This window comes from Erythrobacter sp. A6_0, assembly GCF_017744235.1.
Taxonomy (GTDB): Bacteria; Pseudomonadota; Alphaproteobacteria; order Sphingomonadales; family Sphingomonadaceae; genus Qipengyuania.
The window spans coordinates 99,749-113,412 of the sequence record NZ_JAGHQR010000004.1 but is presented as its reverse complement, the minus strand read 5'-3'; the positions used below and the strand labels follow the sequence as shown (position 1 = coordinate 113,412).

10 protein-coding genes are annotated in these 13,664 nt (G+C 63.8%); 8 read left to right on the top strand and 2 right to left on the bottom strand.

What is annotated here, in order from left to right:
* Positions 1–153 precede the first annotated feature (153 nt).
* The 3 genes from groES (at position 154) to J7347_RS11715 (ending at position 3,655) form a co-directional block, all read left to right on the top strand.
* Complete coding sequence (groES, locus tag J7347_RS11725) at positions 154–441, top strand: co-chaperone GroES (protein WP_209162277.1); 288 nt, start codon at positions 154–156, stop codon at positions 439–441.
* 53 nt (positions 442–494) lie between these two features.
* A complete protein-coding gene (gene groL / locus J7347_RS11720) occupies positions 495–2,150 on the top strand; it encodes a chaperonin GroEL (protein WP_209162276.1) in 1,656 nt (551 codons plus the stop codon).
* A 479-nt stretch (positions 2,151–2,629) separates the two neighbouring features.
* On the top strand, positions 2,630–3,655 hold the full coding sequence (locus J7347_RS11715; RefSeq protein WP_082851331.1) for a GGDEF domain-containing protein: 1,026 nt from the start codon (positions 2,630–2,632) through the stop codon (positions 3,653–3,655).
* A 60-nt stretch (positions 3,656–3,715) separates the two neighbouring features.
* Here the strand turns inward: J7347_RS11715 and J7347_RS11710 are convergent, their stop codons facing one another.
* On the bottom strand, positions 3,716–5,956 hold the full coding sequence (locus tag J7347_RS11710; protein WP_348521618.1) for a DUF305 domain-containing protein: 2,241 nt from the start codon (positions 5,954–5,956) through the stop codon (positions 3,716–3,718).
* A gap of 154 nt (positions 5,957–6,110) precedes the next feature.
* Here J7347_RS11710 and J7347_RS11705 point away from each other — a divergent pair, with 154 nt between their 5' ends.
* Both J7347_RS11705 and J7347_RS11700 read left to right on the top strand, forming a co-directional pair.
* Positions 6,111–6,521: a host attachment protein gene (locus J7347_RS11705; RefSeq protein WP_067680275.1), complete on the top strand. Its 411-nt coding sequence runs from the start codon at positions 6,111–6,113 to the stop codon at positions 6,519–6,521.
* A gap of 159 nt (positions 6,522–6,680) precedes the next feature.
* A complete protein-coding gene (locus tag J7347_RS11700; RefSeq protein ID WP_209162275.1) occupies positions 6,681–7,751 on the top strand; it encodes a serine hydrolase in 1,071 nt (356 codons plus the stop codon).
* Positions 7,752–7,845: 94 nt separating this feature from the next.
* On the opposite strand, the gene J7347_RS11695 is transcribed toward J7347_RS11700, so the two are convergent.
* Entirely contained in the window at positions 7,846–8,118 is a 273-nt protein-coding gene (locus tag J7347_RS11695; protein ID WP_067680270.1) for a hypothetical protein, read from the bottom strand.
* Positions 8,119–8,331: 213 nt separating this feature from the next.
* Between J7347_RS11695 and polA the strand changes: the two genes are divergently transcribed.
* Genes polA through J7347_RS11680 form a run of 3 tightly spaced genes read left to right on the top strand, consistent with a single transcriptional unit; the run spans position 8,332 to position 13,646 of the window.
* Positions 8,332–11,226 (top strand): DNA polymerase I, encoded by a 2,895-nt coding sequence (polA, locus tag J7347_RS11690; protein WP_209162274.1) that lies wholly within the window; start codon positions 8,332–8,334, stop codon positions 11,224–11,226.
* Complete coding sequence (locus J7347_RS11685; protein WP_209162273.1) at positions 11,223–12,533, top strand: CHASE3 domain-containing protein; 1,311 nt, start codon at positions 11,223–11,225, stop codon at positions 12,531–12,533. Before polA ends, J7347_RS11685 begins: the two co-directional genes overlap by 4 nt.
* A gap of 33 nt (positions 12,534–12,566) precedes the next feature.
* Positions 12,567–13,646 carry a mechanosensitive ion channel domain-containing protein gene (locus J7347_RS11680; protein ID WP_209162272.1) on the top strand — a complete coding sequence of 360 codons (1,080 nt, stop codon included), beginning with the start codon at positions 12,567–12,569 and terminating at the stop codon, positions 13,644–13,646.
* Positions 13,647–13,664: the final 18 nt, after the last annotated feature.

The window sequence follows — 13,664 nt, the reverse complement described above, 5'->3', positions numbered from 1 at the left end:
CCGATGCAACGCCCTGTCCGAAAGCCGCAGAATTTTTGCCGCCGGAGTCGTTGACACTGCACCGCCCCGTCCACATATGCGCGCCGCTGGCACTCTCCCAGCGTGAGTGCCAACACGCAATTCAAAACCTTTCGAACAGGAAAGAGGTACATCATGGCATTTCGTCCACTGCATGACCGCGTTCTGGTCCGTCGCATCGAAGCCGACGAGAAGACCGCAGGCGGCATCATCATCCCCGACAGCGCCAAGGAAAAGCCCAGCGAAGGCGAAATCGTCGCCGTCGGTTCGGGCGCCAAGGCCGATGACGGCACCGTCACCCCGCTCGACGTCAAGGCAGGCGACCGCGTCCTGTTCGGCAAGTGGTCGGGCACCGAGGTCAAGCTCGACGGCGAAGACCTGCTGATCATGAAGGAAAGCGACATCATGGGGATCCTCGGCTGATCGCCGAACCCTGACGCTTTCTTTCCAATTCATTCAATCCAGGAGAAACCAACATGGCAGCCAAGGACGTAAAGTTCAGCCGCGACGCGCGCGAAGGCATTCAGCGCGGCGTCGATACCCTCGCCAACGCCGTCAAGGTGACGCTCGGTCCCAAGGGCCGCAACGTCGTCATCGACAAGAGCTTCGGCGCTCCGCGCATCACCAAGGACGGCGTCACCGTCGCCAAGGAAATCGAACTCAAGGACAAGTTCGAGAACATGGGCGCGCAGATGCTCAAGGAAGTCGCCTCCAAGTCCAACGACGCGGCGGGTGACGGCACCACCACCGCCACCGTGCTCGCCCAGTCGATCGTGACCGAAGGCATGAAGTCGGTCGCCGCCGGCATGAACCCGATGGACCTGAAGCGCGGCATCGACCTCGCTGTCGAAAAGGTCGTCGCGGACCTCAAGAGCCGTTCCAAGGACGTGTCGGGCTCGGGCGAAATCGCCCAGGTCGGCATCATCTCCGCCAATGGCGATCGTGAAGTCGGCGAAAAGATCGCCGAAGCCATGGACAAGGTCGGCAAGGAAGGCGTGATCACCGTCGACGAGAGCAAGGGTCTCGAATTCGAGCTCGAAACCGTCGAAGGCATGCAGTTCGATCGCGGCTATCTGAGCCCCTATTTCATCACCAACCCGGACAAGATGACGGTCGAACTCGAAAATCCGTACATCCTGATCCACGAAAAGAAGCTGTCGAACCTCCAGTCGATGCTTCCGGTGCTCGAAGCGGCCGTCCAGTCGGGCCGTCCGCTGCTGATCATCGCTGAAGACATCGAAGGCGAAGCGCTGGCCACCCTCGTGGTCAACAAGCTGCGCGGCGGCCTGAAGGTCGCTGCGGTCAAGGCTCCGGGCTTCGGCGATCGTCGCAAGGCGATGCTGCAGGACATCGCGATCCTGACCAAGGGCGAGATGATCAGCGAAGATCTCGGCATCAAGCTGGAAAACGTCACGCTCGGCATGCTCGGCGAAGCCAAGCGCGTCACCATCGACAAGGACAACACCACCATCGTCGACGGTGCCGGTGACGAGGGCGACATCAAGGCCCGCGTTTCGGAAATCCGCACGCAGATCGACAACACCTCGAGCGATTACGACCGCGAGAAGCTGCAAGAGCGTCTCGCCAAGCTCGCCGGCGGCGTTGCCGTGATCAAGGTCGGCGGTGCCACCGAAGTCGAAGTGAAGGAGCGCAAGGATCGCGTCGACGACGCATTGCACGCAACCCGCGCTGCCGTCGAAGAAGGCATCGTTCCGGGCGGCGGCACTGCGCTGCTCTACGCTTCGAAGTCGCTTCAGGGCCTTTCCGGCGAGAACGACGATCAGACGCGCGGTATCGACATCGTGCGCCGTGCGCTGACCGCTCCGGTCCGCCAGATCGCGTCCAATGCCGGCCATGACGGTGCCGTGGTGTCGGGCAAGCTGTTCGACGGCAACGACGAAACGCTCGGCTTCAATGCCGCGACCGACACGTATGAGAACCTGGTCCAGGCCGGCGTGATCGACCCGACCAAGGTCGTGCGCACCGCGCTGCAGAACGCGGCGTCTGTCGCCGGTCTGCTGATCACCACCGAAGCGGCCATCGTCGACAAGCCGGAAGACAAGAATTCCGGCGGCGGCGGCATGCCCGACATGGGTGGCATGGGCGGCGGCATGGGCGGCATGGGCTTCTAAGCCCTCCCCCATCCGACACCGGATCTAAAGAGGGCCCGGCGGGAGCGATCCCGCCGGGCCCTTTCGTTGTGAACGCAAGATCGTTCCCCATTGGCTGGGTAAAATTACTTAGCGCTCGCATTGAGACGTTCTTCACTAATGCTCGCTAACACCGTGCCAGCTCATCGCGAGCAGCGCCTTCTAGTCAGCGAAGATTGGACTATTGCGTAGTGAACCATTCCGGCGCCCTCCGCCGAAAATCGGGCATCACGGTCCACGACTTCCTCTCCGAGCGGAAGGCGGAGGAGCATGGCGATCCTCCTATGGAAACGCGCGAGGATAACCCGCCAGAGGCGGAGCAGGCGGTACCTCCCACAAAAATTGCCCGATCGGCCCGCAAGGCGCCGAAGAAGAAAACCGCTTGCGAAATCTCGTCACCGAGCCCCGCTGCGGTCCCGGCCCCGGCCCCGACCATAGAGCGCTCGCCCAGCAAAATCCTGATGGACGAAATCGGGACGTTCCTGACGGGGAACGATCTGGACATCACCCCTGCGAATCTCGCTCGCGCGCATGCGATATGTTCGGGCGAGCAACCCGAATTCGCCGCGCTGACGGCGGCCATGAAGGATCGCGGCGAACCGATTACCCAGCAATGGCTCGACACGCTCGCCTATGACGACGGCCGTAACGAACAGGATCGGGCCGAGGTCGACAGGATGGCGTCGAATCTCCAGAATTCCATCGAGGCCTTCGCCACCAATGCCCGCGATGCCTGCACCGCAGTCGCCGATTACCGGGAGGCGATGAACTCCCACGCGCAAGAGGCAGAGGAGATCGATTCTCAGGAGACGGCGGAGGAGCTGCTCGGCCGTGTGACGGAACTGACCCGCGCGATCCGCGAACAGGCGCAGCTGGCGGAAGAGAAGATGCAGCGCAGCGAGCGCGAGGCGATTTCGCTGCGCCGCGATCTGGAAGAGGCGCAGCGCGTCGCGAATATCGATCACCTGACCGGTCTCCCCAATCGCCGCGCGCTCGACGAGATGCTCGAACGCTTGTGGAGCGACGCCCGCGATGTCGATTGGGACGGTTCCGACGAGAAGGAGCGCGAACCGGTCGCGATCGCTTTTTGCGACATCGACAATTTCAAGCCGGTCAACGACATTCACGGCCACGATACCGGCGACCGGGTTCTGCAGATGGTCGCGCGTACGCTGGCCGAAGGGGCCGGCGAGGATTGCCAGGTCGTGCGCTATGGCGGCGAGGAATTCGTCGTCGTCTATCGCGGCTTCTCGCTCGAGGGAGCGCGCGAAAATCTCGACGCGATCCGCACGAAGCTGTCCAACCGGCCCTTCATCAACCGGACGACCCGCCAGTCGCTCGGCATGATCACCTTTTCCGGCGGGATCGCGGACCTTTTCGCGTTTCCGGACCGCCGCAGCGCACTGCGCGCCGCGGACGAGGCCTTGTATCGCGCCAAGAATAGCGGGCGGGACCGTATCGAGCTGGCGACCCCACCCGTCGATTGAACTAAGCGGCGACGCGCCCGTTGAGGTGCCCCGCCAGCTTCCTCTTCAGCCGCGCCCCTTTCAACCGCCCAAGCGGCTGTTTTCGGCTGCGCGGATCTGATCCTCGCTCCAGGTGACTTCGGTCTGGGTCTGCGGATTGAAGACATCGCCCGGATAGCTGGCGGCGCTGGCCGCGGCGATTTCCTCGGCGGTCAGATATTCGCTCGGCTCCAGCGCCAGAACGTCGAGCCCGCGTGCGATCTCGGTCGCATAGATGCGGCCCTTGTACCAATAGGCCGACCAGTAACCTGCGGTCACCAGCTGGTCCGCGTCCACGGGCCCACGGTCGAAATAGGCGATTTCGAACGGGTTCGTCGCGTCGGTGAAATCGATCACGCTGATGCCGCCCTGATACCATGCCTGGACGAAGATATCGCGGCCCGGAACGGGGACGATCGACCCGTTATGGGCGACGCAGTTCTCTTTCTCGCCCTGCGGCGCGGGCAGCTTGTACGTGCCGCGATAAACCAGCTTTCCGTCCTCGATCGCGTAGAACGCATCGGCGCCCCAATTCGTCGGATCGCCCGCCTGGCAGCGCGGGCGGGTGCCGCCGCCCCATTCGTCGGTGAAGACCACCTTGCTGCCGTCGTTGTTGAAAGTGGCCGAATGCCAGTAGGCGAAGCCTTCGTCGGTCACGTCGCTGATGCGCTTGGGGTTGAGCGGGTCGGAGATGTCCATCACGATCCCGTTGCCTGAACATGCGCCCGCGGCGATGTTCTTCGACGGGAAAACGGTGATGTCGTGGCACTGATCGGTCACGCGCGTATCCTGCGTCCCCTCCCCATGGTCGCCGCCCCGCCATAGGCCGGCGATATTGTTCCCTTCCGCAAAGACGCGCGGGCTGCCGACCAGCCGGGCCGCGCCCGGATCGGCGACCGGGATTTCGATCACGTCGATGCTGAAGAGAGCTGTTCCGTCGCCTCCATCTTCGAAACAGCCCGGCAGTTCCTCGTCGGACCGGACGTAGGACGTGCCCGAATTGTAGACGACGACGCGGGACGCGTCGGCACTGACGACGGAATGGGTGTGGCTGCCCCGGCAGGTCTGCACCGCACCGACCTGGCGCGGCGCCATGAGGTCGGAGATATCGAAGATGCGCAGTCCGCGCATGCGTTCGTCACTCACCCGTCCCTCGACCCCGCCGAGCCCGCAATCGAGCCGCGCGCGGCTGTCCTGCACGCTCATCAGCAGAAGGTCGCCGACCACCGACACGTCGCCCTGCCCGCCCGGACATACGGTCGAGCTGACGAGGTTCGGCACGCCGTCGGTGCCGAGGCGATAGATATTGAAGCCGTGATAGCTGCCGGTGATGAGCAGATCGTCCTTGAACGCCATGTCGGTGGACCAGAAGGTGAGCAGCGATCCGCGCTGGCCGAAGCGCGGCTCCTTCTCCTCGCCTTCGAGGATTTCCTCGCGATCCTCGCCATCGGCGCTTGCCTCGGCTTCCACCTCGCTCTCGTCCTCGATCAGCGGCTGGAGCTGGGCGGGATTGTCGGGGTCGAAGAACCCGGCGGCTTTCGGCATAGCCGCGACCAGCCGCATATTCGAAATCGCCTCGCCCGCATCGCGGAAACCCGCAGCCAGCGTGGCGCGCGGATCATTGGAGAGCATGGCGAGCAGCGCGTTCATCCGCCCGATCTCGGCGTTCTGATCGGTGACCACCTCGTTGGTGAATTCGAACACGGTCGGCTCGTAAGCGGTGCCGGGCGAACGGTGCAGCGTTTCGACCATCGCCACCGCGCCCTGATGGTGTTCGACCATCAGATCGAGGAACATGCGGTCGAAGGCGCTGCCCGACAGCGTGGCCAGCTCCGCCATTTCCTCCGCGCTCGCCATGCCCTGCATCAGATCGTGCCCGGCATGAAGGTCGTGTCCCTCGTGATCGGAAGCGCCCATCATCATGGGGCCTGTCACGCTTTCGCCGCGCGCTTCGAGCCATTCGCGCATGAAGTCGATCTCGTCCGCCTGGCTGGCGAGAATGCGATCCGCGGTCTTCTTGACGCGATCGTCACTCGCACGGGTCTTGGCGAGTTCCGCCATCGTGACCGCCTGCCGGTGGTGGACGATCATGTCCTGCATGAAGCGCACGTCGCCCGGCGCATAGCTGACGCCGGTGATCGCGATCGCTTCGCGCGCATCGATGGTGCGCGAGGCTTCACCGGGCGCACCCGGCAGCACGATGGGCGCATCCTGAGCCGCGACCGGCGCGGTGGCGGCGGTCGCGAGCAGCGCCGCGGTCAGCGAAAGGCGAAGGGTCATCATATGTCTCCGAAGGGGGAAAGCCTGAACTCTTCCCTCCTAGCTATCATGCGGGCGCAATTACGCAAATCTCGTGCGAAGGGCCCGTCGATGTCGGAGCCATTCGCGCTCTCGCCCGTTGAGCGATCAGACACGAAAACGAGAAAGAGGAACCCCCATGCGTCTTCCCAAGAATGCCCATGTCGCCATCGTCGACGGCGAGAATTTCAGCGTGATGCGCAACTCTGGCGCCCCGCTGGAGCCCAAGCTCGACCGTGCGGAACATCCCGATCTTTCGGCGACCAATTACAGCGCAGGCGTTCGCCACCAGGACAATATCGGACGCGAGAAGGGCACCAGCACCCAGCTCGACGAACTCGCGCACGCCGCTGCGGCATCCGAATGGCTCAATTCGAAATGCGTGGCGGGCGATATCGAGGAACTGGTCGTGATCGCGGATCCCAAGACGCTGGGCGAGATGCGCCACCATTACCATTCGGAGCTTGAAAAGCGCCTTCTGGGTGAAATCGCCAAGACGATGACGGGCCAGCCGACCGACAAGATCGAACAGGCGATCGCATCCGCCTGACGCGACGAGCGGTCTACGCTCCGGCTCGCCGAAGCGTCTGAAAACACCGCAACAATGAACTGATCCGCTCCGCGCCACAATTCGTCGCGGAGCGGTTGTTCCTTGGGAACCATCCCCGCATTAAGCAAACGCAAAGCTTGATTGGGGTATCGGGGTCTCATGGGACTGAAAAACATCGGAAGCGTGCTGGCGGCAGGGCTTATGGCCCTCGCCTTTCCGGCACAGGCGCAGCAGATCCAGTCGGTCGCGCCCACGGTCGGCGAACAGGTCAGTGCCGGTGCCGCCGCCACCGAATACGAATCGCTGTTCGATTCCATGCTCGGGACCGAGGTTCGGCCTCTCGAGACCATGGAGGCCACTTACGACAGCGACCTCACCCGGCGCATCGCAAGGCTCGCCGATGCCTCGCAGGGCCGGATCGGCGTTTATGCGATCGACCTGTCCTCGGGCGAGGAAGTCGGCGTGATGGCCGATCAGTGGTTTCCCTTGGCAAGCACGAGCAAGGTCGCGATCGCCGCGACTTATCTGGCGGGCGTCGATCAGGGCAAATGGACGCTGTCCAGCGAATGGCGCCTGCCGGGACGCGGCGGCGCGACGCTGCCCGCCCGCCGTCATCTCGAACTGATGATTTCGAAAAGCTGCAACGATTGCACCGACGCGCTGCTCAATGCCGTCGGCGGTCCGGCGGCCGTCAATCGCTGGATGCGGGAGGCCGGGCTTACCGAATTCATGCTGACGCGCGATATCGCCACGCTGATCCGCGAAGATGGCCGTTCGGACCCGGCGACCTCGATCGACGTCAACGACAGCGCCACGCCGCGCGCCATGGGGCAGCTGCTGGCGGGTATCTATCAGGGCAAATGGCTCAGCTCGTCTTCGCGCAGCGTGCTGATGAGCGCGATGTTCGCGACCACGACGGGCAAGAACCGGATGTCCGCCGCCTTGCCGGGCAGCGCCAATCTGGCGCACAAGACCGGCACGTTGAGCCGTACGGCCAGCGATATCGGCCTGTTCCAGACAGCCGACGGGCGCACGATCGCCGCTGCGATCTATGTGACCGGGCAGAGCCCCTCGATGGCGTATGAGAACGGCAATCGCAGCGCCAAGCTGGAAGCGCGCCGCAAGCGCGACATGCGCATCAACAGCATCACCGGCGCGCTATACGAAGGATTTCAGCGTCGCGCGAATGACGGGCGGGTCTGGGCCAACGCGACCTATGGCGGCGAATAACCGCTCGCCGATTTAGACCTGGCATCACGGACACGAAAAAGGGCGGCGCCGCGAGGCACCGCCCTTTCTGTTTGCAGCCTGAGCTGCAGACCGATTAGTCGGCAGCCGCTTCGTTCATCGATTCGTTTTCGATGTTGGCTTCCATTTCGGTGGTTTCGGCTTCGGCTTCGGCAGCGGCGTCTTCAGCAGCGGCGTCGAGGTTGGCACCAGCTTCTTCCATTTCGTTGCCAGCGGCTTCGAGGTTCGTTTCGGTGTCGGCAGCGGCGTTTTCGACGGTCGAGGACGCGGCGTCTTCGGTGGCTTCCGAGCAAGCGGCGAGCGACAGGGCAGCGGCCGAAGCGGCAGCGATAAGAGCGATCTTGCGCATAAGATGAAATCCTTGATCAGCGAGTAAAACTGGAAGACCCGACAGGGCTTCCGCGAAACCCTTTTCGTGGCCTCACGATGGCTAAATAATGGCGACAATGTGACGATGCAAGCGATTTCGCCCCATTTCGTCGCAATCTGCCTTTTTTCGGCCTCATTTCGACGCCCGAAAGCGCTCCCCTTCGCCTCGCCCCGCTGCTAGACCTCGCGCAATATGGCGCAAAAACAGCATCTCTATCTTGTCGACGGGTCGGCCTATATCTTTCGTGCCTATCATCGCCTGCCCCCACTGACCAATCCGGAAGGCACGCCGGTCGGCGCGGTGTACGGCTATACGACCATGCTTTGGAAGCTGGCCGACGATCTTCATAAGGCGGACGGGCCGACGCATCTTGCCGTCATCCTCGACAAGTCGAGCCATTCCTTCCGCAACGACCTCTACGATCAATACAAGGCCAACCGCCCCGATCCACCCGAGGATCTGGTGCCGCAATTCCCGCTGATTCGCGATGCCACCCGCGCATTCTCGCTGCCGGTCATCGAAGAGCCCGATGTCGAGGCGGACGACATGATCGCCAGCTATGCCCGCGCCGCCACGCGCAAGGGCTGGGATGTCACGATCGTCAGTTCGGACAAGGATCTGATGCAGCTGATCGGCCAATGCGCCGATGACGAGCTGGAACCCGGCGTCGAAAGCGGCGGCTGCATCGACATGCTCGACACGATGAAATCGCAGCGCATCGGGCGTGACGAAGTGGTCGAGAAATTCGGCGTCCCGCCCGAGCAATTGGGCGACGTGTTGGCGCTGATGGGCGATTCGGTGGACAATATTCCCGGCATCTTCGGCGTCGGCCCCAAGACCGCCAGCAAGCTGATCGCGGAGAACGGCACGCTCACCGCTGCGCTCGATTCGGCGGCGGACATGAAGAAGTCCAAGCTCAAGGAACGGCTGATCGAGCATCGCAAGGATGCGGAACTCAGCCGCATTCTCGTGACGTTGAAGGAGGATTGCCCGCTTCCCGTCGCGCTCGAGGACATGAAGCTCGACGAAGTGCCGAGCGAACCGCTCGCCGCCTTCCTCGAACAGCATGGCTTCACCAGCCTGCTGCGCCGCCTCGATACGGGTAGCGGCAGCCCCGACCGGCCCAACAATCTCAATCCCATGAAGCCCGAAAACAAGGGCGCGGACCCGGGGGTCGAGGGCAATCGTCAGCCCCCGCCCGAAATGCCTGCAGTGGACCGCTTCGCTTACGAGGCCGTGACCAGCATGGACCGGCTCGAACACTGGATCGCCCGCGCCCATGCCGCGCGGGTCGTGGCCGTCGATACGGAAACCAGCGCGCTCGACGCGATGCGGGCGGACCTGGTCGGCGTCAGCCTGGCCTTGGGCCCCAACGACGCCTGTTACATCCCGCTGGGCCATATCGTCACGCAGGGCGGCGGCAACGACATGTTTGCTGAAAAGCCCGAACAGATCGCCCGCGAAAGCGCTCTTTGTGCCCTGAAGCCGCTTCTGGAAAGCGATGCGGTCCTGAAGGTGCTGCACAACGCAAAATACGATCTCAACGTCCTGGCACGGCACGGCATCCACGTCGCGCCCATCGACGACACGATGATCATCAGCTTCGCGCTCGATGCCGGGCGCAGCCTCGACGGGATCGGGGGCGGTCACGGGATGGACGAGCTGGCAGGCCGTCATCTCGACCACGCTTGCCTCACCTTCAAGGAGCTGTGCGGCACGGGCAAGAAGGCGATTCCCTTCGGCGAAGTGCCGATCGACAAGGCGACCGAATACGCCGCCGAAGATGCCGACGTGACGCTGCGCCTTCACACGCTGCTGAAGCCGCGCCTCTCCATAGAGGGCGGCACCCGTGTCTACGAGCGGGTCGATCGCCCGCTGGTCCCCGTGGTCGCCGAAATGGAGCGGCACGGGATCAAGGTGGACCGGGCGCGGCTGGCCAAGCTGAGCGAGGAATTCGCCATCGAGACCGCGCGCCTCGAAAGCGAGATCCACGCGCTTGCGGGCGAGGAGTTCACGGTCGGCAGCCCCAAGCAATTGGGCGACGTGCTGTTCGAAAAGCTCGGCCACAAGGGCGGGCGCAAGGGCAAGAGCGGCCAGTATTCGACGGATCAGGCCGTGCTGGAGAGGTTATCGGGCGACGGGGCGGAGATTGCCGACAAGGTGCTCGAATGGCGCCAGCTTACCAAGCTCAAATCGACCTATACCGACGCGCTTCAGGCCGCGATCAATCCCGAAACGGGCCGCGTGCATACCAGCTACAGCCTGGTCGGCGCGCAGACCGGTCGCCTGTCCTCGACCGATCCCAACCTCCAGAATATCCCGATCCGCACCGCGATCGGCCGCCAGATCCGCGAAGCTTTCGTGCCCGAAGACGGCAATATCCTGCTCGCCGCCGACTATTCGCAGATCGAACTGCGCCTCGCCGCGCATATGGCGGAGGTCGATGCGTTGAAGGAAGCGTTCGAACAGGGCGAGGATATTCACGATCGCACCGCGCGCGAGATGTTCGGCGAAGTGACCCGCGACACGCGCGGCCGCGCCAAGACGATCAATTTCGCCATCCTCTACGGCATTTCGCGCTGGGGCCTCGCCGGTCGCCTGAAGGTCGAGCCCGACGAGGCGCAGGCGATGATCGACACCTATTTCAAGCGCTTCCCCGGCATCCAGCGCTACATCACCGAAACCCTTCAGACGGTGCGCGACCGCGGCTATTCGGAGACGCTGTTCGGGCGAAAGACCTGGTTCCCGCGGATCAAGTCGAAGAACCAGTCGGAACGTCAGGGCAGCGAACGGGCGGCGATCAATGCGCCGATCCAGGGCACCAGCGCCGACATCATCAAGCGCGCCATGGTGCGGATGATGCCCGCGCTGGAGGCCGAGGGACTCGCCTTTGACGGACAATCGGGCGTGCGGATGCTGTTGCAGGTGCATGACGAACTGGTATTCGAAATGCCGAAGGGCATGGTCGAGGCCGCCCGCCCGGTGATCGAGCGCGTGATGGCCGAGGCCGCCCTGCCCGCCGTCGAGCTGTCGGTTCCGCTCGGCGTCGACATCGGGACCGGGCCAAGCTGGGATGCTGCGCATTGACGCCCAAATTCGATCTTCTCGGACGCAGGAACAGCTTCAAATGGGGCAATGTCACGCTGCTCGCCCTGATGGCGTTGGCGATGATCGGGCTGATCGTCGTCGCCTTCCAGACGATTGAGAGCGAGCGGGCCGAGCGCGAACAGGTCGAACGCACCAACGACATCCTGCTCGAATTGCGCAACGTGTCGAGCGCGGCAGTCAATGCCGAGACCGGCCAGCGCGGCTATCTCATCACGCTCGACCGGCGGTATCTCGAATCCTATCTGTTCGGCCGCGAACAGATCGATCCGTCGCTGCGCCGTTTGCGGACCGCGATGGAAGATGAGGAAACCACGCGCCGCCAGACCGAGCTGGTCGATCAGATCGAAGCGCTCGCCACGTCGAAATTCGCCGAAATGGACGAATCGGTCCGGCTGCTCGAAGACGGTCGGCTGATCGACGCACGCCGCGAAATGCTGTCCGATCAGGGACAGGAAACGATGGAGCGTCTGCGCCGCGCGATCGGGGAAATGGAGCGGATCGAATTCCAGCTCCTGTCCGACGCCACCGAAGAGACCGCGCGTGCGGAAGGCCGCGTCCTCCCCCTTCTGGGCGCACTGATGCTGTTGCTGATCGGCTCTATCGTAGCTGGGACGCGCCTCGTCGCCCGCACCGCCCGCGCGGAGGTCGAGGCTGCGCAGGCGGTGGCACTCGGTGAAGCGCGCGACCGAGCGGATCTTTTGGCGCGCGAACTCAATCACCGGGTCAAGAACCTGTTCGCCGTGGTTCTGGCGATCATCCAGCTGAGCGGTCGCGACAAGCCCGAATCGAAAGAAGTCACCGACGGGATAGCGGAACGGGTTCGCGCTTTGCTGACCGCGCACGAGGTTTCGCAAGGCGAGCTCGATCGCCCGGTGGCTTCGCTGCGCGCACTCGTCGAGACGACGTTTGCCCCCTATCGTTCCAGCAAATTAACTGCGGAAATCGAGGGCGACGAGATTCTCCTTCCGGCCAAGCAGGTGACACCCCTTGGGCTGGTGCTCCACGAATTGACCACCAATGCGGTCAAATACGGTGCCTGGGCCAGCGGTGGGACGATCGCGGTCGATTGGCAGCGCGTGGGCGATACGATCAAGCTGGTCTGGCAGGAACAGGGCGACGCGATCGAGACCGAACCCGAACGGCGCGGCTTCGGCAGCATGCTGATGACCAGCGCCTCGCGCCAGTTCGGCGGATCGATCGAGCGCGAATTCCTGGCCGAAGGCGTTCGAGTCACCATCGAACTTCCCATCGAGGATCAGCAGAACGAGCTGCCCGCAACCGGTTGAGTCGCTCCTGCGCACCGCCTAGGGCGAAACGCGATGTTCGAACGTTACGACCCACGCAATTATCAGATCGACACCGAGCTGCTTATCGAAGTCGCGGTGACGCTGGGCGGTGCCGTCCTGATAGCGCTCGCGCTGCACTGGCTGGCGATGGCTGTGCTGCGTCGGGTTGCGCGCCATTCGATCAACATGGTGGACGATGCGATGCTGGCGCGCGTGCGCAACCCGCTGCGCTGGGTCATGCTCGGAATCGCGATATCGGCTGCCGCTCATGGCGACGCCCTGGTGGGCGACCAATGGGATGCGGCGGCCCGCTTCATCATGCCCGCCCTGATCGGCTGGCTGCTCTATGCTTCGGTCAAGGGAATCTCCGAAGGCTTGCAGCGCCAGTTCGACGCCGCTGCAGATCCGGTCGCCCTGCGCGCCCAGCGCACGCGGCTCGCCATTCTGGCGCGCACGGTCAATGTCGCCGTCGTCATCATCACCGTCTCGCTGATCATGCTGAACATTCCGGGCGTGCGCGATATCGGCACCGCGATGCTGGCTTCCGCAGGTCTCGCCGCGCTGGCCGTGGGCGCGGCGGCCCAGCCGGCGCTCAAATCGCTAATCGGCGGCTTGCAGATGGCGCTGACGCAGCCGTTACGCATCGGCGATATGGTCAAGCTCGACGGCGAGGTCGGGCGCGTGGAAGAAATCCGGATGAGCTTCGTCACGGTCCGGACCTGGGACGAGCGGGTGCTGGTGGTGCCCACCGTGCGTTTTCTCGAAGGGACGTTCGAGAACTGGTCGCGCATCAGCGAGAAGCTGACCGGCCCGGTCTTTCTCCACCTCGACCCGGCGACCGAGATCGCCCCGATTCGGGCGGAGTTCGAACGTTTCGTGACGGCGCACGAACTCTATGACGGGCGCAATCTGGCGCTCTTGATGACCGAAGCCTATCCCGAAAGCGTGGAGCTGCGCCTCGCGATGAGCGCCGCGACCATCAACGATCTGTGGACGCTGCGCTGCGAAGTACGCGAACACATGCTCCACTGGCTTCAGAACAACATGCCTGGCGCGCTGATCCGTCACCGGCTCGAAGTCGAGGCGGCGAACGCGCGGGCGACGGGAGGCTGACGTCGCCCCCCCGTCGGG